The organism is Gemmata palustris (genome assembly GCF_017939745.1).
Taxonomy (GTDB): domain Bacteria; phylum Planctomycetota; class Planctomycetia; order Gemmatales; family Gemmataceae; genus Gemmata; species Gemmata palustris.
In genome coordinates this window covers 4,732,787-4,754,582 of sequence record NZ_JAGKQQ010000001.1, presented here as the reverse complement: position 1 = coordinate 4,754,582, position 21,796 = coordinate 4,732,787, and the positions used below count along the sequence as shown (strand labels likewise).

At 64.9% G+C, this 21,796-nt stretch carries 15 protein-coding genes; 11 read left to right on the top strand and 4 right to left on the bottom strand.

Annotated features, from left to right (window positions below):
- Positions 1–52: 52 nt before the first annotated feature.
- Both J8F10_RS19585 and J8F10_RS19580 read right to left on the bottom strand, forming a co-directional pair.
- Positions 53–1,372, bottom strand: coding sequence for an NAD(P)/FAD-dependent oxidoreductase (locus J8F10_RS19585; RefSeq protein ID WP_210656517.1), 1,320 nt, complete (start codon positions 1,370–1,372; stop codon positions 53–55).
- Between the two features lie 149 nt (positions 1,373–1,521).
- Positions 1,522–4,758, bottom strand: a complete 3,237-nt coding sequence (locus J8F10_RS19580) for a hypothetical protein (RefSeq protein ID WP_210656515.1) — start codon at positions 4,756–4,758, stop codon at positions 1,522–1,524.
- A 259-nt stretch (positions 4,759–5,017) separates the two neighbouring features.
- Between J8F10_RS19580 and J8F10_RS19575 the strand changes: the two genes are divergently transcribed.
- The 5 genes from J8F10_RS19575 to J8F10_RS19555 all read left to right on the top strand — a co-directional run bounded on the left by J8F10_RS19575 (position 5,018) and on the right by J8F10_RS19555 (position 12,602).
- Positions 5,018–7,003, top strand: coding sequence for a redoxin family protein (locus J8F10_RS19575; RefSeq protein ID WP_210656513.1), 1,986 nt, complete (start codon positions 5,018–5,020; stop codon positions 7,001–7,003).
- 509 nt (positions 7,004–7,512) lie between these two features.
- Positions 7,513–9,021: a DUF4190 domain-containing protein gene (locus tag J8F10_RS19570; RefSeq protein ID WP_210656511.1), complete on the top strand. Its 1,509-nt coding sequence runs from the start codon at positions 7,513–7,515 to the stop codon at positions 9,019–9,021.
- A gap of 59 nt (positions 9,022–9,080) precedes the next feature.
- Complete coding sequence (gene ribA, locus J8F10_RS19565; RefSeq protein WP_210656510.1) at positions 9,081–10,364, top strand: GTP cyclohydrolase II; 1,284 nt, start codon at positions 9,081–9,083, stop codon at positions 10,362–10,364.
- Between the two features lie 134 nt (positions 10,365–10,498).
- Positions 10,499–10,927 carry a hypothetical protein gene (locus J8F10_RS19560; RefSeq protein ID WP_210656508.1) on the top strand — a complete coding sequence of 143 codons (429 nt, stop codon included), beginning with the start codon at positions 10,499–10,501 and terminating at the stop codon, positions 10,925–10,927.
- Positions 10,928–11,129: 202 nt separating this feature from the next.
- On the top strand, positions 11,130–12,602 hold the full coding sequence (locus J8F10_RS19555) for an RNA polymerase sigma factor (RefSeq protein ID WP_210656506.1): 1,473 nt from the start codon (positions 11,130–11,132) through the stop codon (positions 12,600–12,602).
- A 55-nt stretch (positions 12,603–12,657) separates the two neighbouring features.
- Here J8F10_RS19555 and J8F10_RS19550 read toward each other — a convergent pair whose 3' ends face one another.
- Both J8F10_RS19550 and ppdK read right to left on the bottom strand, forming a co-directional pair.
- Positions 12,658–13,266: a Uma2 family endonuclease gene (locus J8F10_RS19550; RefSeq protein ID WP_210656504.1), complete on the bottom strand. Its 609-nt coding sequence runs from the start codon at positions 13,264–13,266 to the stop codon at positions 12,658–12,660.
- A gap of 115 nt (positions 13,267–13,381) precedes the next feature.
- A complete protein-coding gene (gene ppdK / locus J8F10_RS19545; RefSeq protein WP_210656503.1) occupies positions 13,382–16,204 on the bottom strand; it encodes a pyruvate, phosphate dikinase in 2,823 nt (940 codons plus the stop codon).
- Between the two features lie 129 nt (positions 16,205–16,333).
- On the opposite strand from ppdK, the gene J8F10_RS19540 reads away from it, so the two are divergent.
- From J8F10_RS19540 to J8F10_RS19515, 6 genes are all read left to right on the top strand, one after another.
- Entirely contained in the window at positions 16,334–16,723 is a 390-nt protein-coding gene (locus J8F10_RS19540) for a hypothetical protein (RefSeq protein WP_210656501.1), read from the top strand.
- A 2-nt stretch (positions 16,724–16,725) separates the two neighbouring features.
- Complete coding sequence (locus tag J8F10_RS19535; protein WP_210656499.1) at positions 16,726–17,049, top strand: hypothetical protein; 324 nt, start codon at positions 16,726–16,728, stop codon at positions 17,047–17,049.
- A gap of 193 nt (positions 17,050–17,242) precedes the next feature.
- The gene (locus J8F10_RS19530; protein ID WP_210656497.1) at positions 17,243–18,106 is read left to right on the top strand and encodes a DUF429 domain-containing protein; all 864 of its coding nucleotides are present in this window, start codon (positions 17,243–17,245) and stop codon (positions 18,104–18,106) included.
- A gap of 249 nt (positions 18,107–18,355) precedes the next feature.
- Positions 18,356–19,312, top strand: a complete 957-nt coding sequence (locus J8F10_RS19525) for a GDP-L-fucose synthase family protein (RefSeq protein WP_210656495.1) — start codon at positions 18,356–18,358, stop codon at positions 19,310–19,312.
- Between the two features lie 29 nt (positions 19,313–19,341).
- The gene (locus J8F10_RS19520; protein ID WP_210656493.1) at positions 19,342–20,403 is read left to right on the top strand and encodes a glycosyltransferase family 2 protein; all 1,062 of its coding nucleotides are present in this window, start codon (positions 19,342–19,344) and stop codon (positions 20,401–20,403) included.
- 130 nt (positions 20,404–20,533) lie between these two features.
- On the top strand, positions 20,534–21,781 hold the full coding sequence (locus J8F10_RS19515) for a TIGR02996 domain-containing protein (RefSeq protein ID WP_210656491.1): 1,248 nt from the start codon (positions 20,534–20,536) through the stop codon (positions 21,779–21,781).
- The last annotated feature ends 15 nt before the right edge of the window (positions 21,782–21,796 follow it).

The following is a 21,796-nucleotide window of genomic DNA, read 5'->3' as shown; positions in this document are numbered from 1 at the left end:
CGAGGTTCGGTCGGCTTCTAAATCTCACCCGCCCCGTGGGTCCGCGAGCGGATCACTTCGTGCCGCGCGCGTCGGTCGAGCGCTCGCCGGTAATGAGCCGGGCGGCGCGGTTCCGCGTGACGTAGTTGAAGAACCACTGGAACAGCACCAGCACGCGGTTCTCGAACCGGGCTAGGTACAGGATGTGGATGAACAACCACGCGAACCACGCGAGGTGCCCGCTGAACCGGATGCCGAACGCCTCGGCCACCGCCCGCGCGCGGCCGATCGTCGCCATGTTCCCCTTGTCGAAGTAGCGGAACGGCCCCTTCGGGCCCTCGCCCTTGAGTCGGCGCACGATGGCGCCGGCCACGTACTCGCCCTGCTGCATCGCGACCTGGGCGACGCCCGGGAGCGGCTTGCCGTTCGCGTCGGGGCAACTGGCGAGGTCGCCGATCACGAAGACGTTGGGGTGCGTTCCGACACTACAATCGGGGTTCACCGGGACGTGCCCGCCGCGCCCGACCGTGACGCCGCCGAGCGCGTCCGCGAGCAGCTTCCCGAGCGGCGACGCCTTCACGCCCGCGGCCCACACGACCGTTTCGGTATCGATCCGGGTCACCTCGCCCTTACCCCCGTCGGGCTTTACGAGCACGTGCCCCGCCCCAATCGAGGTCACGTGGCAATCGAGTTGCACTTCAATGCCCATTTCTTCCAGCGCGACCTTCGCCCGCGCGCTAAGCGACTCGTGGAACGCGCCGAGTACGCGGGTCTGCCCCTCAACGATTATCACGCGCGCGGTGGCCGAGTTGATGTTGCGGAAGTCGGCGCGGAGCGTGTACTTCGCGAGCTCGCGGATCGCGCCGGCCATCTCCACCCCGGTCGGCCCGCCGCCGACGACCACGAACGTGAGGAGCCGGGCCTGTTCCGTGGGGTCGGTCGCGCGCTCGGCCCGCTCGAACGCGGACAGCACCCGGCGCCGGATCTCGGTCGCGTCCTCGATGGTTTTTAGGCCCGGGGCGAACTCCTCCCACTCGTTGTGGCCGAAGTAGTGGTGCGTGGACCCGGCCGAAACGATGAGCGAATCGAACGGGACGCGCGCGCCGTCCTTGAGCAGTACGGTTTTGCCGGCGATATCGAACCCGGTCACCTCGCCGAGCACCACGCGCGTGTTCTTCTGCTTTTTGAGCGCGGACCGGAGCGGGGCCGCAATGTTGGCGGGCGAGAGCGCGCCGGTCGCGACCTGGTACAGCAGCGGTTGGAACAGGTGGAAGTTGCGCCGATCGATGAGCGTGACGTCGGTCGGCGTTTTGTTCAGCGATTGTGCCGCGACCAGCCCGCCGAACCCGCCGCCGATGATGACCACCTTGTGGCCGCCTGTGCCGTCCGCCATGTGCGTTTCCCCGCGGATTTGTTGGGTCGTGTCGGGGAGTAGTGTATGGAGGACCGGAAGTGGGGAAGAGAAGGGCGGCGCCGCGGACCGGCCCGAGAAATCCGACCGGCGGCCCGCGGTGACCCGTGGGCCACCGCGAGCGGAGGGCCTTACTTGTCAATGAGGAGCATGTCCGCAACGTTCAGCGGCATGTTGATCTGAATGGCGCCTTTGAGCTGCGTGAACTTCAGTTCCCCGCGCTCGACGCTCCGCACCTTGCTCACCTTGTCCACGCGGATCGTGATCGTGAGCGAGGTCTGTTCCGCGCCGCTCCAGTTGATGAGCGGCACCGCGAGTTTGGCGGGCGCATCACCCTTCGCGGGCGTGTCGATGCACATCGTTTCCACGAGCCCGTCCGTGGTGACGACGGGCTTCGCGTCGCGCCCCGCGAAGCCCAAGAAGTCGTCCGCGAGCCGCGTGAGCAGGTGGAGCCGCATCCCCGTGGGCAAGAAGTGCGAGTAGCTCTCTGCACTCGCCCCGCGATCGACCGGGCGCACGGGCAACCCGCTTTGCAGGTACGCCTGCCCCGGCAGGAACCCGAACAGGATCGTGCGCCCGGTGCCGTGGCGCTTCGCGATCACCGCGGGCGCGCCGTCCTTGAACTTGCCGATGACCGTGCCATCGGTCGCGGTGAGCGCCTGCTTCCACGCGATCACGGGCACGTTGAAGACGTGGTTCGGTGACGGGGCCGGGTCGGGGTCCACTTTCGACAACCCGCCGATGTGCCAGTGGGCCGTGTCCATCGGCTCGTACTGCGGGAGGTCGTGCTTGCTGAAGAACGGCGTGTTCTCCTTCCGCAAATACTTTGAGACGAGGTTGGGGTCGGTCGTGATCTTGCTGCCGGTGGCGCCATAGAACTTCGCGGTTGCTGGGTTCTCTTTCTGGAACTCGTTGAAGTACCCTCCTCCGACCGTCGCGACGACCGTTCCTCCGGCCTCGCACCATTTCTGCAGCGAATCCAGACACTTGGAGTGGAGGTACTGCTGCGTGACGTAGATGAGCTTGTAGTCCTTCGCCCGGCCGTCAATCACGTCATCTTCCGAGAGGAAATCGACCGGCACCTGCGAGTGACGCAGCGCGTAATAGAGCGCCTTGCGTTCGTTGTTGTGGATCGCGAGTGAGAAGTTGTTGACGCCGGTGATTAACTCGTCCGTGCTCGAAAGGAGCAACCCGACCTTCGCGGGGCGCACTTTGCCGTCCACAATGTAATCTTCAAAGATGCCGGCCTCGTGCGTGCAGGCGTGGATCTCCTTCCACATCTTCAGGTCGTAGCTGTCGACGTAGTTTTCGGTAGCACCCACGGCGGACGGCGTCGCACAGAAGTAGTTAATCATCTTCGCGCCGTGGGCGATCGATGTGTAGAAGCTCTGCCGGAACTCGCTCGGCAATTGACCCGGTGAGTGCGGCATCACGTACATGTGAATCGGCAAGTCGTCGTACTTCGCCCCCGCGCGCAGCCCGCTCGCGAGATACCCCACGATCTGCGGGCTGAACTCCGCGATCTGCCAAGCATAGTCCTCCGTCCAGGGCATCGACATCGCCTTGAGCTTGAACGGGCGGATGTAATCGAGTTCGGTGACGAGGTAGTTCGCGTGCGGCGAATAGTTCGCGCCCGTGAGCACGCCCTTTGATTTGTAGTAGGCCGTTCCCTCGGCGAACTTCGCTGCGCCTTTCTCCTTGGCCGCGATCTGGGAGTAGTAGTAGAGCGGATCTTTCTTATCAGCCGTGTACTTCACCGCGCCTTCAACGGTTACTCCCCGGTCCTTGAGCCACTTCGCGAACTCATCGTCCTTAAGCGGGATCGCTGGCAGGTGAATCTCGTCGCCGTAACTCACAATAGCGAGGTCATCGAACCCGCCTTTACGGGCCATTTCTTGCTTCTTGATCGACTCCACGGACGGATCGGCCCAGTGCGCCACCAGTTCGCGCTTCTTGCCGGTCGCATTGACCGTGGTGTTATCGCCTAGCGCGAGGGCAAGTTGTTTCGCTTCGGGGAACGCGGTGTGTGCGGAACCGAATCCCATGATGCCGTAGATCGGCATCCGCTTCGGCACGCTGCCGACTTGCGGAAACTTCGCGACTTCCGCGTTCAAGTAGTCGAGCACTTCCTTCTGCGTGCGGATTTCGGGCTTCCAGTAGCGCTTGATGAGCGCGAGCAGGTGGTCCTGGTTCGGGTTCACGCAGCCCGGAATGTCGAAGCACGCGGGCGAGAGATTTTGCGCCGGCCCCTTTACGGTTACGTTCTTCACCAACTTGATCCCGCCGCGACCGTCCGGGATACCGAACTCCAGGCGGAGGTGGACGCCCTCGACTTTGCCCTTGTAGATCGCCTTCGGAAACCACTGCGAGTAGTTGAGCGAATCAAGTACGGGACCGAGCGGTACCCACCCCGACGTATCCCCCGGTTGCAGGTACTCGTTATTCGGGATCGTTGCCGGAGCGGGGATAACCGGGGCGAGTGCTTCCGGCTTCACTTTGGTGGAGCGCGGACCGGCGTTCTGGTACTTGGATTCCGATACCGTGCGCCCGCTCTTCATCACTTGCTGCGTGGGCCAGTCGCGGACGTGAACGTAGTACGGCGAGTGCTGCCCCTGATCGAACGGCGCGACGACCGGCACGACCGGCCCGAACCCGTCCTTCGGGTTCGTGAACCGGACGAACACGTCGCCGTCCTGCACGAGCCAGCCGTCGAATTCGAGGTAGCCCGTTTTCTTCTGGGCCTCCGTGCCGGCCTTATCGTTCGTCAGGCACACGAGGTCGATGTTCCGCTTCGCGATGTTCACGCGCGGTTTGTCGCCGTCCTTCTGCTCGGTCGCGATGAGACGCAGTTTCGCGGTGCCGGCGGCGAGCTTCACGTTTCCCGGTTGCTGCCAGACGATGTTGTCGGTGCCGCTCCACGAGTATCGCTCCATCAGGACGCGCTTGTGGTCGTTGAACGCCCAGATTTTCGGATCGGTCAGGCGCCCGCACGGGAAGCTCCCGACCACTTTGCCGTCTTGCTCGACTTCGACCGTGAACTCGGCCGCGAACTGGTACGGTTGCTCGTACCGGACCATAACCTCGAACGTGTCGGCGTAGGGAATCGTGATCGCTTGTTCCGCAACGGCTTTCTTGCCGGCCGCGATCTCGTCCGGGGCACTTAAACACGACATCCGCGACAAAAATGTGATGGCGAACGTCCCTGCGAAGTAATTCTCGCGGTACGGCATCACCTTCCAGCCCGAGGTGACGGTGAAGTCTTCCGCCTCCGCGATCAAGCGCACTGGCTTCTTGTCTTGCGCGAACGCGGGCGACGGCCCCGCGAGTACAAGAAGTGCAACAACGACCGGCAATAGCGAGCGGATCATGGTGGCATCCGAAGGATTGCTGAAATCGAGCTTGGAAAACGATGGTACCCGGTCGAGCACGAGAATGCACAGGGCTTCCGCCCTGTGCTACGAACGCCGGCCCCGCCGGGGCGAAGAATCGCTTCCGCCCTATGTTTAAACGCCAGTCGCTCCGCGGCGGAAGCCCTGTGCGCTCTTCCGTCCGGTGCGTCTGAAACACGTTGACCCGTTCTCGGGTATCCGTGATAACGCCTCTCTACGGCCCTCACGGATTTGCCATATGCGACTGACCGCGTTCGCGTTCCTGGTGCTCGTTGCCGGTGTAGCCCCGGCAGCCGATGTCGCGCCCGCGCCGCGCGAAAAAGTTCTCGCCGACCAGAACCTCAAAGAAGCGCCGAAACTCCGGCTTCCCGGGGAAGCGGGCATCGGCCGACTCGTTCCCGATATCGCGTTCACGGACCTCGCCGGCAAACCGGGAAAGCTGTCCGATTTCAAAGGCAGCAAACTTACCGTTGTCGCCTTCACGAATTCCACTTGTCCGCTGTGCAAAAAGTACCGGCCGGCGCTTCACCGTCTGGAAAAGGAGTTCGCGGGGAGGGGGGTGAGCTTCCTGTTCGTGAACCCGACCAAGACCGACAAACCGGGCGATCACGGGTTCGCGGGGCGCTACGTTCACGACACAGACGGTGTACTCACGGCCGCGTTCGGTGCGACTGCGACCACGGAAGTGTTCGTACTCGATTCCGCTCGCACGCTGCAGTACCGCGGTGCGGTCAACGACCAGTACGGTCTCGGCTACGCGCTCGAAAAGCCGCGTGCGAATTATCTCGTCACCGCGCTGGAAGAATTGCTCGTCGCCAAGCGCCCGGTCGTGCAGGCGACCGCCGCGCCGGGGTGCGAACTCGCGCCGGATGCGGCCAAAGCGCCCCGAGTCGCGCTCACTTATCACGCGCGCGTCGAGCGCATCATTCAGGCCAACTGCGTCGAATGTCACCGAACCGGAGGCGTGGGGCCGTTCGCACTCGATACTTACGATTCCGTCGTTGCGAATAAGGGCATGATTCGCAAGGTCGTGAGTAGGGGCACGATGCCGCCGTGGTTCGCGGCTCCGCCGAAGAAGGGCGAGCACTCGCCGTTCGCGAACGACCGCACGCTCACGGAAAGCGACAAGAACGATCTGCTCGCGTGGCTGGCTTCCGACCTGAAAGAGGGGGACGTGGCCGATGCTCCCTTACCGCGCAAGTACGAGAGCGGTTGGCTCATTGGTAAACCGGACGTGGTGTACCAGATCCCCAAGCCGATCGAGATCCCGGCCGAAGGGACGATGCCGTACCAGAACGTGAACGTGGAAACGACTTACGACGAGGACAAGTGGGTGCAGGCGCTCGAAGTGCAACCGGGTGCCCGCGAAGTGGTTCACCACGTCCTGGTGTTCGCGATACCGAAGGGGTCGCGCGGCTCGGGCGGCGAGGCTCAGGGCTTCTTTGCCGCTTACGTTCCGGGCAACAGCGCGATGGTGTACCCCGAGGGCTACGCGAAGAAGCTCCCGAAGGGGTCACTCCTGCGGTTCCAGATCCACTACACGCCCAACGGCAAGGCGACGACCGACCGGACCAAAATCGGGCTGGTCTTCGCGAAACAGGCACCGCGGTACGAGGTCCGCGTGGCGGGGATCGCGAACCCGGTGTTCACGATCCCCGCCGGCGCCGACAACCACAAAGTGAACGCGAGTCTGCCCATTATCCCGTTCGAGACGCGCATTCTGGCCCTCTTCCCGCACGCTCACCTGCGCGGCAAAGCCGCGAAATACGACCTCCGCACCCCGGATGGGAAGGTAACGACGCTACTCGAGGTACCGCACTACGACTTCAACTGGCAGTTGCAGTACCGGTTCGCCGAGCCGGTGCATGTGCCGCGCGGGAGCGGGTTGAGTTACGTCGCGTGGTACGACAACAGTGACAAAAATCCCGCGAACCCGGACCCCACCAAAGCGGTGAAGTGGGGACCGCAGACCCACGACGAAATGCACCTCGGCTACGTCGAATTCGTTCTCGACACGCGATCACAGGCGCGCGAGAACTTCGATTTCCCGAAGCCGGAAGTGAAGATCCCGAAGGGCGGCATCGTGATCCCGGAGCAGTTCAAGAACGGGCTCAAGCGGTTCGACACCAACGGTGACGGCAAACTCGACGAAAAAGAGATCGACGCGCTCCCGCCCGCGATCAAGAACGCCGTGCTCGAATACATCTGGCACACCACGCAGTAGGCGGGCAGGTACAGAGAACAGAGGACAGAGGACAGAGGACAGAGGACAGAGGACAGAGGACAGAGGACAGAGCCACGGATCAACGCAGATCACGCAGATCATGATCGCGAATGAGAAGAAGGCCTTGTTTTTGTAGCCCCGGACGGGGCGGCCGATGGCAGTCAGGGGTTGCGCGTTGCTCCACCCCTGGCGGGCTTCCGCGAACCCCGGGACTCATAAACGAAATGAAACCGAGCCCCGTGAGGGGCGTCAGGGCCAACCGAAGCTCACCAGGGGTTGCGCTAGCGCTCCACCCCTGGCTACGATCGGTCGCCCCGTCCGGGGCTACAAAAACCAACACACGTCCGGTCTCTGTCCTCTGTCCTCTGTCCTCTGTCCTCTGTCCTCTGCGCCTGTAATACTCCACGTCTCGTCTTTCCCCGACCGAACCGGAGGGCCGCCTGTCCCGTAGTACCGCTGGAGACTACAAAGGCAGAAGTCCTATTTTCCGGTCCGGGGTCCGTGCAGTCATGGCCGAACCGACTCAATCGCCCGCGCTCCCGTCCACCGCGGACGCGACCCCCTACGTCCCGGTGTCGTGGACCGCGGTCGCGTCCGCGCTCACCGCGGCCCTGTTCGCGATCGTCCTCCTGATTCTGGGGGCCTTCGCGTTCATCGGTAAAAAACCCCTGCTGATGCAGGAACTGCTGGTGATGCCCGTCATTGCCATCATTTTGTGCTTCGCGGCCCGGCGCATCATCCGCAATTCCGAGGGCACCCGCACCGGCGAGGGCCTGGCGGTCGGCGCGTGGTGGGCGTCGCTGGTGCTGGGGCTGGGGTACGTCGCGTACCTGTTCGCGATCGATTACTCGGTGCGCCGGGACGCCGCGAACGTGGTCGAGCAGTGGGTCGGGCAGGTGCGCGACGACAAGATCGCGGGGGGGGCCTTCTACACGGCGCTCGACCCCCGTCAGCGGCAAGGGGTCTCGCGGAGCGACACGAGCCTGATCGAGATGCGGTTTCGGGACGAGTTGCTCGCGTTCCGCAACTCCGACCTGGTGCGCCTCGCGCAGCGCAACAGGGGCGAGGGGGAGTTCAAATTCGAGTCGGTCGGGGTCGCGGACTGGTCGTACAAGCCGGGCGCGATCGATTGCGCGTTCTCGGGAACGGTCACGTGCCCGGAGGGGAAGTTCCCGATCCTGGTGAAACTCAAGGGCATCGAGGGCGTCACCGGGGGCGAGGGCGGCGGGGTCCGACAGTGGGCCGTCGCGTTCCAACCGGGCGGCGGGTTCATCCAGCAGGAGAAGAGCGAGCGCACGACCTACGGGTGGATGATGGTTCTGTTGGAGATCAACGGGGGGACGTTCGGTAAGAGGTTCATTGAAGAACTGAACGCCGGTCCGTTCGCGCTACCGTTCGCGTACCAGGGGTTCGTTACCGAGAGCGGCACCCCGGCCGACATGATGGGCAGCCGGAACCCGACCGCCGTGCTCGCGTCCTTTATTCCGCTCGGCGTCGCCTCGAGCACCGGCCGCGGGTACGCCCGGCAGCTCGCGGACACCGTTTTCAAGCTCCCCGGCGGGGCCGAACCGACACCGGCGCAGAAGGACAAGTTCTTCGCGGCGTGGAACGCCCAGGGGCTGTTTGAGGCCGGTCGGCGCCTGAAAGACCCGGCCGGCGGCGTGCCCGACAAGGACATCACCCTCAAGACCACGGACACCGCGGTCGAGGTTCACCTGCCGGTCGAGATCCCACTTCAGAACAGCTACGGGAAGCCGGAAACCGCGCGCGGACGGGTCGTGGTCGCGTGCAAAGACCCGGCGCTTCTCGCCGAGATCAAGGCGCGCAAGGCCGCAGCGGTCGCGGGCGAGAAGCCGGTCAACACCCCGCCCGCGGAACTGGGTAAGTGGACGAGTTCCCACTGGCGAGTGGTGCGGATCGAATCGGACCTGAACCCGGTCACCGCGCACGCGGCCGGCGGACCGGGCGGTGGACCGCCGGGTATGGGCGGGGGCCACGGTGGTCCCGGCGGCGGGTAGCGCATTCGCGCCGGGCGAGCGCTACAATAGCTGAGACGCTACCTCGCCCGGAGACCGCTATGCCCCGCACCGCCGAAGGATTTTGCACCATCGACGCGGCCCTCGAAGACCTCCGGGCCGGCCGCATGATCGTGCTCGTGGACGACGAGCACCGCGAGAACGAGGGCGACGTCGTGATGGCGGCCGAGGCGATGACGCCGGCGGCCATCAACTTCATGATCCGCCAGGCCTGCGGGCGCCTGTGCGTTTCGTTCTCGCGGCCGCACGCGGAGCGGCTGGGCCTCGAACTGCTCCCCGGCGTCAACCTCGACCCCACCGCCACCCCGTTCACGCACAACTTCGACGCCCGGTTCGGCATCTCCACCGGCATCTCGGCCTTCGACCGCGCCCGCACCGTGCAAGTGTGCGCCGACCCCGCGTCCGGCCCGCAAGACCTCGTGCGCGATAAGGGCCACGTGGACGGGCTCATCGCCCGGCCCGGCGGTGTGCTCGTGCGCGCCGGGCACACGGAAGGCAGTGTGGACCTGTGCCGGCTCGCCGGGCTGCGCGAGATCGCCGTCATCTGCGAGGTGCTGAACGAAGACGGCAGCATGGCCCGGCTGCCGGACCTCCGCGAGTTCTGCGTGAAGCACGAACTGAAGATGTGTACGATCGCGGACCTGATCGAGCACCGGCGCCGGCGCGAGAAGCTCATCAAGCGCGAGATCGCACTGAAGCTGCCGACCGAGTTCGGCACGTTCGACCTGTTCGCGTACTCCTCAATGGTGGACCAGGAACCGCACCTCGCGCTGGCGCTCGGCGGCATCGGCCTACCGACCGCGGACGCGGCCGGCGCGCCGGGCATCCCGGTCCAAGAGGAATCGGTTCTGGTGCGCATGCACAGCGAGTGCTTGACCGGCGACGTGCTGCACTCCACCAAGTGCGACTGCGGCCCGCAGTTGAAGTACGCGATGCAGCAGGTGGCGGAAGCCGGGCGCGGGGTGATCGTGTACATGCGGCAGGAGGGCCGCGGAATCGGGTTGCTCAACAAGCTGAAGGCGTACAAGCTCCAGCAGGAAGAAGGGCTGGACACGGTGGAGGCGAACAAGCGCCTCGGCTTCGCCCCGGACCTGCGGCACTTCGGCATCGGCGCGCAGATCCTGCACGACCTCGGGGTCCGCGACATCAAGCTCCTGACGAACAACCCGCGCAAGGTGATCGGGCTCGAGGGCTACGGCCTGCGGATCGTGGAGCGCATACCGATCCAGATGCAGCCGGGCGCCCACAACCGCGACTACCTGCAAACGAAGAAGGACAAGCTCGGTCACCTGCTCGACGAGTTCGAGCAAAACGAAGGTGCGTGAAGCCGATGAACCCGTCCGAGCCGAATCGACTCGCGGCGTTGCGGGAGAAAGCGGCCGCAGCGCGTGAACGAGCGAAGCAAGATCCGTTCTGGCAGCGCCCCGGCTGGGTCGCTGCAGAAGCTCGGATACGATCAGTGTTTGCGACGCTCGGTGACGCGCCGTTCAGTCCGGACGCGATTACCTCAGCCGCGACCCAACTCTGTATTCCGTTCGACTTTGTCTTGCTCCGCAATCCGTGGCGCAGCAACCCGGCGGGCAAAGGAACGAAAGCATTCGAGGATCTTTCCGAAGCCGAATTGTTCGATTCGGTCTTTGAAGAGCACCCGCCGGCGCCTGGGCCGCTCTGGTTCATGCCGGACGACTGCTTTGACTTCCGCCGCGAACCATATTTGGCTCGCGGTGAATCACTGCGCGAGTTCGCACTGAACGGTCCCTGTTCGCTACACCACGATGTGCTGTTCATCTGGACCGAAACACCGCGGGTGTCGCTCATCCACCACGAAGGCTGTTACACCCATATCTTTCTGCCGGACGAGCCCGTGATCCGCGAAGCCCAATCGTGATGGGTCGAATGGGCTTTGGCTTACGTGTTAAACGCGGCGGGTAATCTCGAAGGCGTAGCACGCCTGCACATCCGAGCGCAAGCGGGTAACTGGAGCGGCGGCGCCCGGAACCCGCGCATTTCCGTAGATTGCCAATCCACAAAATCGGAAAATCATTCCCAGCTTCTCAGGCACCTGTCTTGTGAAAGGCCAGGGAGCGGCCGTGAACCCGACACGAATCCACACCATTGCGAACCGGTTCACCGCTCCGCGGGAGCGAGCGGACGCGCCCACCGACGCCGAACTGCTCGGCCGGTTTCTGGACGCGCGCGACCAAACCGCGTTCGCCGACCTCGTCACGCGGCACGCGCCGGCGGTCCGGGCCGTGTGCCGATCGGTGCTCCGCGACCCGAACGACGCCGACGACGCAGCTCAAGCCACGTTCCTGGTGCTCGTTCGCCGGGCAGGAGTGGTTCGGGACCGCGCTGCACTCGGCGGGTGGCTCAGCCGCGTCGCGTGGCGCGCGGCCAACCGGCTTCGTGCCGACAACCTGCGTCGTGACGATCGGACCGCCGGTGTTGATCCCGATTTCACACCCGCGGCGCAGGTGGCTGGCGATTCCCCCGACTTGGCGATCGTGCTCGACGAGATCGGGAAGTTACCCGAACGGTACCGCGTCGCGGTGCTGGCCTGCTACGCGACCGAGACACCGACGGCCGAGGCCGCGCGGCAACTCGGGTGGCCGAAGGGCACGCTCCTGACGCGACTGGCCTGGGCGCGAAAGCGGCTTCGGGACCGGTTGGCCCGACGGGGCGTCACGCTCGCGGGCGGATTGGTTGTGGTTCTCGCGAACCGGCTCGGTTCGGCCGGGGCCGCATCGTTTGCGGACCGAATCACGCGGGTCGCTGCGGCGCTGGTCGCCGACGCCCGGGTAGAAGATGGATTGGTGTCGGAACGAGTTTTCCCTCTCACGAATGGAGTGGTGCGAGCGATGATCGGAACCAAACTCAAAGCGGCTATCGGGATCGGACTCCTTCTGGCCGTGCTACTCGGGCTGGGCCTCGGCCGCTCGACGGTCGCCACCGCCGAAGCGAACACGGGTGACGGTAAGAAGCTGGTTGCGGCTGATAAGGCGGAAAAGGCCGATAGAGGAGCACCGGCGAAGGCGGACGAGGAGCAGCAACCGAACGTTGTGGCCATCGGACCGGGCAAGGAACTCGTTGTGCGCCGGCCGTTCGGCAGCTACACCCGTGAGGTCCAGCCCTACGGCCGCGCGACGCTCACGTTCACAGAAGACCGGTTGCACGTCCAGGCGACCGTGAGTATCGAGAAATTCACCGTCACCGTCACCGCGGACGCCGACTACAGCGTCAACCGCGAGAGCCTTGTGTACGGGGTGATCACAGGGGCAGACGCTACCGGCGCGGGTGAGGCCGCGGGAGCGTTCGCACCGTTTGCTGTGGTCGCGACCGACCTGCCCTTCGCGTTCCGGGTTCGGGTCGAGGACGACGCGATTACGATCAAAGACATCAAGGCCGGGCCGTTCGGCTCGCCGCTGCTCATGGAGGCACTGACGAATGAGAAAACGGGCAAGGAGATGCTCTTGGTAGCGTCTATGGTGGGCGGGAAGTACAAGGTCGATCCGAGTCCGGATCGGAACACCGCTCCGCCGGTCGCCCGTCCGCGGAAGAAGTGAGGGCGCGCCACCGAACCGAGGGCGAGCTACCCGATACGTGGGTAGCTCGCGCCACTTACGGCAGCAGTTCGTTCACGGGAATGGCACTCGTCGTGGTGCCATCGAGTACCACCGGGACCGGGTCGCCGGGGCGGTGGTCCGTGCGAGTGCGATAGGCCGGCGGGTTCGCAGTCGTATCCGGGTTTGTGTACACTTCTACTTGTCGGTCCGCAACGTTGACGATCCAGTACACCGGAATGCCGGCCCGGGCGTAGATCCGGCCCTTGTCGTTCCGGTCCGTGTGAAGCGACGAATCCGCCACTTCGATGACGATGCCAATTTCAGCGGGCAACGGGTGATGCGCGGCGAACGTCGTCTCATCTCCCTTTGCGAGCAGTCCGTCGGGTTCAGGTTCACTGTCGGACAGCGTGATCGGGAGCTGGGACCGCGGTTCCCACCCGGGCGGAGCGAGCCGGACCAATCGCTTGATGAGTTTCTGGACGGCAACACTGTGGGGCGTGTTGTGCGACATCTTTTGCACCAAGTACCCTTCGAGCAGCTCGATCCGATCTCCGTCGCCGAAAGCACCGTCCTCGATCATCTGGTGGTACTCGGCAACCGTCACTCTCGGGTAAAGAGTGCGGGACAGGTACGACGGCGGAACGGCGGTAATGCGTGCGGTCACGGCCCACCTCCTACGGTCTGCTTCCGTATACCATAATCCCCTTACGAACGAAAGCCCGGCCAAAGGCCGGGCTTTCGCGCTACTACCCTCTCTGGGCTTGCGCCCGGGGGGGCGGTTACTTGTCGCGGGCGGTGTCGCCGAGCGCGGCTTGGGCCGCGGCGAGGCGCGCGATCGGCACGCGGAACGGCGAACAGCTCACGTAGTCCATCCCGATCTTGTGGCAGAACACCACGCTGTCCGGGTCGCCGCCGTGCTCGCCGCAGATGCCGATCTTCAGGTGCTGGCCGTGCTTCGCGGTCCGGCTCGTCCGGCCCTTCTGGATGCCGATCTTCATCAGCTCGCCGACGCCGTTGAAGTCGATCGTCTGGAACGGGTCGATCGGCAGAACCTTGTCCTTCAGGTAGGTCGGCATGAACCCCTTGATGTCGTCGCGGCTGAAGCCGAACGTCATCTGGGTCAGGTCGTTCGTCCCGAAGGAGAAGAACTCCGCTTCCTCCGCGATCTTGTCCGCGGCGATGCAGGCCCGCGGCAGCTCGATCATGGTGCCGATCTGGTACTCGACCGTGACCCCGGCGGCCTTCATACATGCGTCCGCGACCGCGATCGCGCGCTTCTTGAGGATGCTGAGTTCCTCGACCACACCGACGAGGGGGATCATGATCTCGGGCAGCACGCTCTTGCCCCGCTTCTTCACTTCAATGGCGGCCTCGATGATGGCCCGCACCTGCATGTCGCCGATCTCGGGGAAGACCAGCGGCAGGCGGCACCCGCGGAACCCCATCATCGGGTTCATCTCGTGCAGTTCGTCCACCCGCGCGAAGATCTGCTCCACCGACACGCCGATCTGCTTGGCGACCTCTTCGGCGCCCTTCACGTTGTCCTTCTGTGGGAGGAACTCGTGCAGCGGCGGGTCTAGCAGCCGGATGGTGACCGGGTACCCGTCCATCGCCTCGAAGATGCCGATGAAGTCCGCGCGCTGGAACCCCAGGAGCGGGGCCAGGGCCCGTTCGCGGGCGGTGATCGCCGGCTCGACGGTCTTGACCGTCTGCTTCTGCCCGCCGAAGTCGATTTCGCGCTCGACCTCCACGGTGGCGAAGTAGTCGCCGGTCGCGAACACCGAGAGGATGCCCTGCTCCTTGCGGGCCGCGGTCTTCGCCGCGTCGTCTTCGGCCAGGATCATCCGGCGGAACGCGGCGATGCGGTCCTTGCCGAAGAACATGTGTTCGGTGCGGCACAGGCCGATCCCCTCGGCCCCGAACTCGCGCGCCTTCAGCGAGTCGGCCGGGGAGTCGGCGTTGGTGCGGATCTTGATCTTCCGCGACCTATCGGCCCACGTCATCAGGGTGGCGAAGTCGGCCGTCATCGACGGGGCGATGGTCGGCACCTTGCCGATCATCACGTCGCCGGTGGTGCCGTTGATGGTCACGAACTCGCCGACCTTCACCACGTGCCCGGCGATCGTGATCTGCTGGGCCGCCTCGTCGATCTTGACCTCGTCGCACCCGACGACGCACGGCTTGCCCCATCCGCGGGCGACCACGGCCGCGTGGCTCGCTTTGCCGCCGGTGCTGGTCAGAATGCCCTTCGCGACGTCCATCCCGGCCACGTCTTCGGGCGACGTTTCTTTGCGGACGAGCAGGATCGGCTCACCGGGGAACTTTTCCGCGTGTTCCACCGCGGCCTCGGCGGTGAGGATGACCTTCCCCGACGCCCCGCCGGGGCTGGCCGCGATGCCCTGCGCCACCGCCTTGATGTCCGACTTCGGGTCGAGTTGCGGCTGGAGCAGGTGGTTCAGGCTGTCCGGCGCGACGCGCTTCACCGCGGTCGTCTCGTCGATCAGCTTTTCCTTCGCCATTTCGACCGCGATGCGCACGGCCGCGGTCCCGGTGCGCTTGCCGGAGCGCGTCTGGAGCATGTACAGGACGCCGTCCTGCACCGTGAACTCGATGTCCTGCATCTCCTTGTAGTGCTTCTCCAGCGTGCTGCGGATGCCGACGAGCTGCTCGTACACCTTCGGCATCTCGTCGTTCAGTTGCGCGATCGGCTCCGGGGTGCGGATGCCGGCCACCACGTCTTCGCCCTGGGCGTTGATGAGGTAGTCGCCGTAGAAGACGTTCTCCCCGGTGTTCGGGTCGCGGGTGAACGCGACGCCGGTGCCGGACGAGTTGCCCATGTTGCCGAACACCATCGCCTGCACGTTCACCGCGGTGCCCTTGAGCCCGGTGATGCGCTCGATGCGGCGGTACTCGATGGCCTTGTTGCCGTTCCACGAGTTGAACACCGCGTTGACCGCGAGGAACAGTTGCTTCTTCGGGTCCTGCGGGAAGTCGTCCTTCACGTGCTTCTTGTAGACGGCCTTGTAGCGCTTGACGAGTTCCTTGAGGTCGTCGGCGCTCAGGTCGGTGTCGAGTTTGGCGCCCTTCTGCGCCTTCATTTCATGGATTTCGTGCTCGAACTTCTCGTGCTCGCAGCCCATCGCGGTGGACCCGAACATGTCGATGAGGCGGCGGTAGCTGTCGTAGGCGAACCGCGGGTTGTCGGTCTTCTTCGCCAGCCCCTCGACGCTCGCGTCGGTGAGGCCGAGGTTGAGGATGGTGTTCATCATCCCGGGCATGGAGAGGGCCGCGCCCGAGCGCACCGAGACGAGCAGCGGGTCGGCGGGGTCGCCGAGCTTGCGCCCGCCGAACGCGGCCTCGACCTTCTTGAGCGCCTCTTCGATCGCGGGCACGGCCGCTTCGGGGATCTTCTTCCCCTGTTCGTAGTAGGCCGCGCAAACTTCGGTGGTGATGGTGAACCCGGGCGGCACGGGGATCCCGATGCGGCACATTTCGGCGAGGTTGGCGCCCTTACCGCCGAGCAGCTCTTTCTGCCCCTTCGCGTCCAGGCCGGTGTCCTCGGCCGCCTTGCCGCCGAAGAAGTAAACGTGCTTCGCGCTCATTGTCGTCCGCTGTAAGGAGGGGTAGCGCCGCAGTGCGGCGTGTTCACGAGATGGTTTACGGACGAGAGAACCGTGCGGCAAAGCGGCCGGGACGGTAGAATACGCGCACCGCACATTCTGGAGGGCGACATGCTCCGCACGACGATTCAGACAATAGACGAAGAAACAGGGAAGGAGCAGCCCGTCCCAACCGACCTGCTCAAAAAGGTTCGGCGCGCTGCTGATATTTTGGAACAACTGCTCCGTAGGGTGGGTGAGAAATTCGACGTCGAGGCACGGTGGCGGTTCGATCGTATAGTCGTGAGCGACTTTGCTGTGCTTCTCAGCCTGACTACTGCTGATGGAGGGGTATTGAGTTACGAGTTTCCGAAGGAGGATCTCGAGAGCGACGAGTCCATTCGGAGTCGGCTGTGGACGCCGATCGGCCATTTTGGTGCCGTGTTGTCAGGTGAACTGGATCGTGACCTAGAACGCATTCGTCGTGATCTCCAGTCTCTCGTCACTTCAACGGGGGATTAAACGTGCCCGGTAAATCGCCCACTCAGCGTATTGAAGAGTTGGCCAAGAAGGTTCAGGAGTTAGAAACCGCCTTCGAGAAGCATCGAGCGGTTGCGGATCTTCAATTACAGAGGTTAGAGGCGCGCGACGGCGAGCACACACGAACGGAAGATGAGCTCCGCAACAAAGTCTCCGAGTTGACTGCGAAGAACGCAGCCCTCGAAGAACGGGCGCGGCATCAAGAGAAGACCACGGACCGCGGATGGCAACTCTGGCTCGCGGCGCTCGGTTTCGGCTTCGGACTCATCAGCTTGCTTATCACCGTCGCGCTTCAACTCAAGAAGTGAGTTCACATTGACGCATTTGCCCGCCCAATAACGGGGCGCCGAATTCGTTAGGTGCCTCGGACGCTCATCAGGGGCTGTTTTTATCGGTCAGCGGCGCCTAATTGCCTCAATTCGGACAACCGGCATCGCCAGGCCCGAACGTTTTGTCACACTGGATAACACGGCACAAAAGCTCAGCCAACGAGCGGGAACGATGCGGGTACCAGAGTTCGAGTCGGTTTACGGCGTGGACTTTTCTGGGGCGAAGCAGGCGGGGCGCACGATCTGGATCGCGCGCACGGAAGCTCGCGCACGCGGGCGGCTGGCACTCGTCGCGCTCGACCGACTCGATTCGCTTTGCGGGACCGCGGAACGGGCCGTGTGCCTCGCGGAACTGGTGCGGATCGTGAACGCGAGCGACGCGGCCCTGTGGGGTTTTGATTGCCCGTTCGGGCTGCCCGTTGAACTGTTTCCCGAAGGGGCGCCGTGGGCGGACCAGTTCGCGTTCCTCGCGGAGTACGAGGACGCCTACCAGTGCGGTTTGGAGTGCATCGCCCGCACCAAACGGCTCCCCGACGGTCCGCTGCGCAGCGCGCTGCACTGCCGGCGCCAGTCCGACTTCGACGCCAAGGCGCCGTTCGACGGGTTCCACTACCGCATGATCTACCAGACGTTCTTCGGGATGCGCGACGTGGTGCAACACCTGGCCGCGACACCCGGTACCGCGGTGCTACCGTTCCAGTACCGCAAGTTACCGAAGGCGAAGCGCGTCGTGGTCGAGTGCTGTCCGTCATCGGTACTGAAGAGAAACGGCCTTCCGCACCAGAATTACAAACAGCCGAAGGGCGGTCCGCTCCTTCGTAAGCGGCGCCTGACGCGGCACGAGATTCTGGCCGCCCTGGATAAACGGGTGCGGATCGGCGATCGGCACCGGCGCGTGATGATGCGCAACCCCGGCGGGGACGCCCTGGACGCGGTCATCGCGGCGGCCGGGGCGCTCCGAGGGGTCCGCGACGCCGACCACGCGATTCTGTCAACGCACCCCCGACTCACCCGTGAGGGCTGGATGTACGTGTGACCCATTTTTGCCGCTCGCGGGCGCCAGTTTTTTACACGCGGACTTGCGTCATCGTTTTCCCGAAACCACTTCAAACTCATCAATTTTCGCGGACACAAAGCCACGCTCCCGCAGAGCGGGCGGTTGCGGTTGCGTGGGATAAGTGAATTGTGTAAACAGCTTCCCGGGGTTCTGCCGAATGTATTGAGTAGGCACGGGCGCCGCGACGGGGGACGGTGCTGGCTCCGGGCAACTCAGGGAAGGGAACCGATGGACCTTCGGAACAAGCGAATCCTGGTGACCGGCGGCGGCGGGTTCCTCGGTCGGCACGTCGTGGCGGAGCTGCGGCACGTGGGGTGTACGAGCCTGTTCGCCCCGCGCCGGGCCGAATACGACCTGACCGATGCCGACGCGGTGCGCCGGGTGCTCGACTGGAGCCGCCCGGAGGTGGTGATCCACCTCGCGGCCGTCGTCGGCGGGATCGGCGCCAACCGCAAGTACCCCGGCACGTTCCTCTACGACAACCTGATGATGGGCGTGCAGCTCATTGATGCGTGCCGGCGCCGCGGGCTCGCGAAGTTCGTTTGCGCCGGGACCATCTGCGCGTACCCGAAATTTACGCCGGTGCCGTTCAAGGAAGAAGACCTGTGGAACGGCTACCCGGAGGAGACCAACGCTCCCTACGGGCTGGCCAAGAAGATGCTGCTCGCGCAGCTCCAGGCGTACCGCCAGGAGTTCGACTTCCCCGGCACCTACGTGCTGCCCGTGAACCTGTACGGCCCGTGGGACAACTTCGATTTGCAGTCGTCGCACGTGATCCCGGCCCTGATCCGCAAGTGCGTGGACGCGCAAGCCCAGGGGCTGCCAGAAGTTCCCGTGTGGGGCACCGGTCAGGCGACGCGCGAGTTCCTTTACGTCGCGGACGCGGCCCGGGGGATTCGGCTCGCCGCCGAGCGCCTCGAGACCCCGGACCCGGTTAACCTCGGCTCCGGGCACGAGATCTCGATCCGCGACCTGGCCCAAATGATCGCCGACCACGTCGGGTACCGCGGGGCGCTGAAGTTCGACCCGACCCAACCGGACGGGCAACCGCGCCGGTGCCTGGACACGAGCCGCGCGAAGGCGGTGATCGGGTTCGAGGCCACGACCACGCTCACGCGCGGGCTCGCCGACACCATCGCGTGGTACCGCGCGCAACTTTCGGCGCCGACCCGGATCGCCGCCTGATACCACCGCCGCTACAGAGGGGCACAGCCATGAGTTCGCCGGAGACCGACACGAACGCCACCGAGTACCCCATTATCCTGGGGATGGAGCGGCGCGTCCAGGACCTCGCGAACCAGGTTCTGGTGCTCCAACAGGAACTGGGGCGCCTGAAATCGTACACGCGCCCGCGGCTCCCGTGGAAGTTCTGGATCCGGCACCAGATCAAGGTGCTACTGGACCTGCGCGTGGTTCTCGGCAAGCTCTCGTTCACCGAGCCGCCGAAGGTCGTGGGCGTCCCGAAGTGGTACCACACCAAACCCGTACTGAAGAACCCGCCGGTCATCTCGATCGCCACCCCGTCGTACAACCAGGGGGACTTTCTGGAGGGCACGATGCGGAGCGTGCTCGATCAGGAGTACCCGGAGCTCCAGTACGTCGTGCAGGACGGCGGATCAACGGACAGCACCGTCGACGTTCTCGCCCGGTACAGGTCTCGGTTGCACCACTGCGAAATGCAGAAGGACCGGGGCCAGTCGCACGCGATCAACCTCGGCCTGGCGCACACCGACGGCGCGATCATGGCCTACCTCAACTCGGACGACATCTTGTTGCCCGGGGCGCTCCACGCGGTCGCGAAATACTTCGAGGACCACCCGGACGTGGACGTCGTGTACGGGCACCGCGTCCTGATTAACCAGCAGGGGGACGAGATCGGGCGGTGGGTGCTGCCCCCGCACGACACCGATGTGCTGAAGTGGGCCGACTACGTGCCCCAGGAAACGATGTTCTGGCGCCGCCGGATCTGGGACAAGGTCGGCGGGATCGACGAGAGCTTCCGGTTCGCGATGGACTGGGACCTGATCGCGCGGTTCGTCGACGCCGGGGCCAAGTTCTACCGGATGCCCCGGTTCCTCGGCGCGTTCCGCATCCACGATGCGTCCAAAACAATGACCGTGGTGAACACGCACGGCCAGGAAGAGATGACGCGGTTGCGGCGCCGGATCCACGGGCGCGACGTGAGCCCGCAGGAGATCCAGCAGGGCATCCGCCGGTACTTGGGGCGCCACGTGATCTACAACCGGTTGTACCGGCTCGGCCTGTTCCGGTACTGATCGCGCCCGGTACTCGAAATACACGCACGAACCCCGAGCGCACCAGCGCTCGGGGTTCGTGCGTTCCTACGCGGCTCCACACCCGCCGGTGCGCGGGTAAGCTGAGCGCACTTCGCACCACGGGACGATCATGTGGAACCTCATTGAACTGGAGCCGATTCCCGGGCGCGTGCGCGCGGTTTCCGCCCCCGATCACCGGCAGATGCTCGTGGTGTGGACCACCGACGGGCTGTACGGGCTCTGGTTCGGGCGCGCGGCGACGAGCCTCCGCATGGGCAGTTCCGCCGATGCGGAACGAGCGTTTGATACCGCGCGGGGCGTGCTGGCGTGGCGCGGGGCGGAGTTCTCCATGCACGGCGAGTGCGGCGCGCCGGGCACCCGGTACGGCTGCGAACTGCCCGCGCGTTCGCCCCAAGGGGACCGACTCGCGTTCGATCCCGCGGGCCGGTTAACCGGGATCGACGCGCCCGAAGACGCGCGCGTTGCGATCACCGATGCGCCGCGCGCCGGGAAGTGGGCGGCCATCGGATTTTCGGCCGACGGCCGGTACCTGCTCGTCGCGGACGAGTGGGACGTCCGGCTCTTCCGCTACGCGCCGCCGAAGGGCCGGCCGGTGCGCGCGCACTCGGTCGATCAACTCGCACTGGTCCGCGCGATCGCGACCGAACCGAACGACGACACCCCGCGCCTCGTGTACGCGGACTGGCTCCAGGAAAATGCTCAGCCCGAGCGCGCCGAATTCATTCGTCTGCAGTGCGCCCACGCGCGCCAGTTGCGCGCGGGGAAATTCTTCGCCGGCGCGGAGCGCGAACAAGAACTGCTCGCGCGCTTCGGCGACGTGTGGCAGGCCGAGTACCCGGTCATCCGGGGCGTAACGTGGTCGGGCTTTTGGCGCGGGTTCCCCGGCGTAACCGTACTAAACGCGGGCACGCTCGCGCGAAACGCAAAAGCGATCTGGGACGCAGCGCCCGTCGAGTCCGTCGTGGTCCAGAAAATGGACCTGAAAAGTGCGACCGCGCTCGCGAAGTGCCCGTTTTTGGACCGGCTCCGGGTACTCGAATTTCGCAACTACCGGGCGGATTCCGCGCCACTTCACGCGCTCGTGGGTGGCGCGGCGCTGAGCGGGTTGTGGTGGCTCGCGTTCGGAGGAAACACGCGCCTCGATGCGCCCGTGCTCGAGGTCGTTGCGTCCAGCGACGCGCTCCGAAACCTGGAAATACTGACACTTCGCTGGTGCTCGATCAGCGACGCCGGCGCCCTCGCGCTGGTCGCGTCGTCTCACATGAATAATCTTCGCGAACTCGATCTGACCGGCAACGCATTCACCGCCGACGTACCTTCCGCGCTGCGTAAGCGGTTCCCGGGTGTTCATTTCTGACGAGCGCAACAAAAC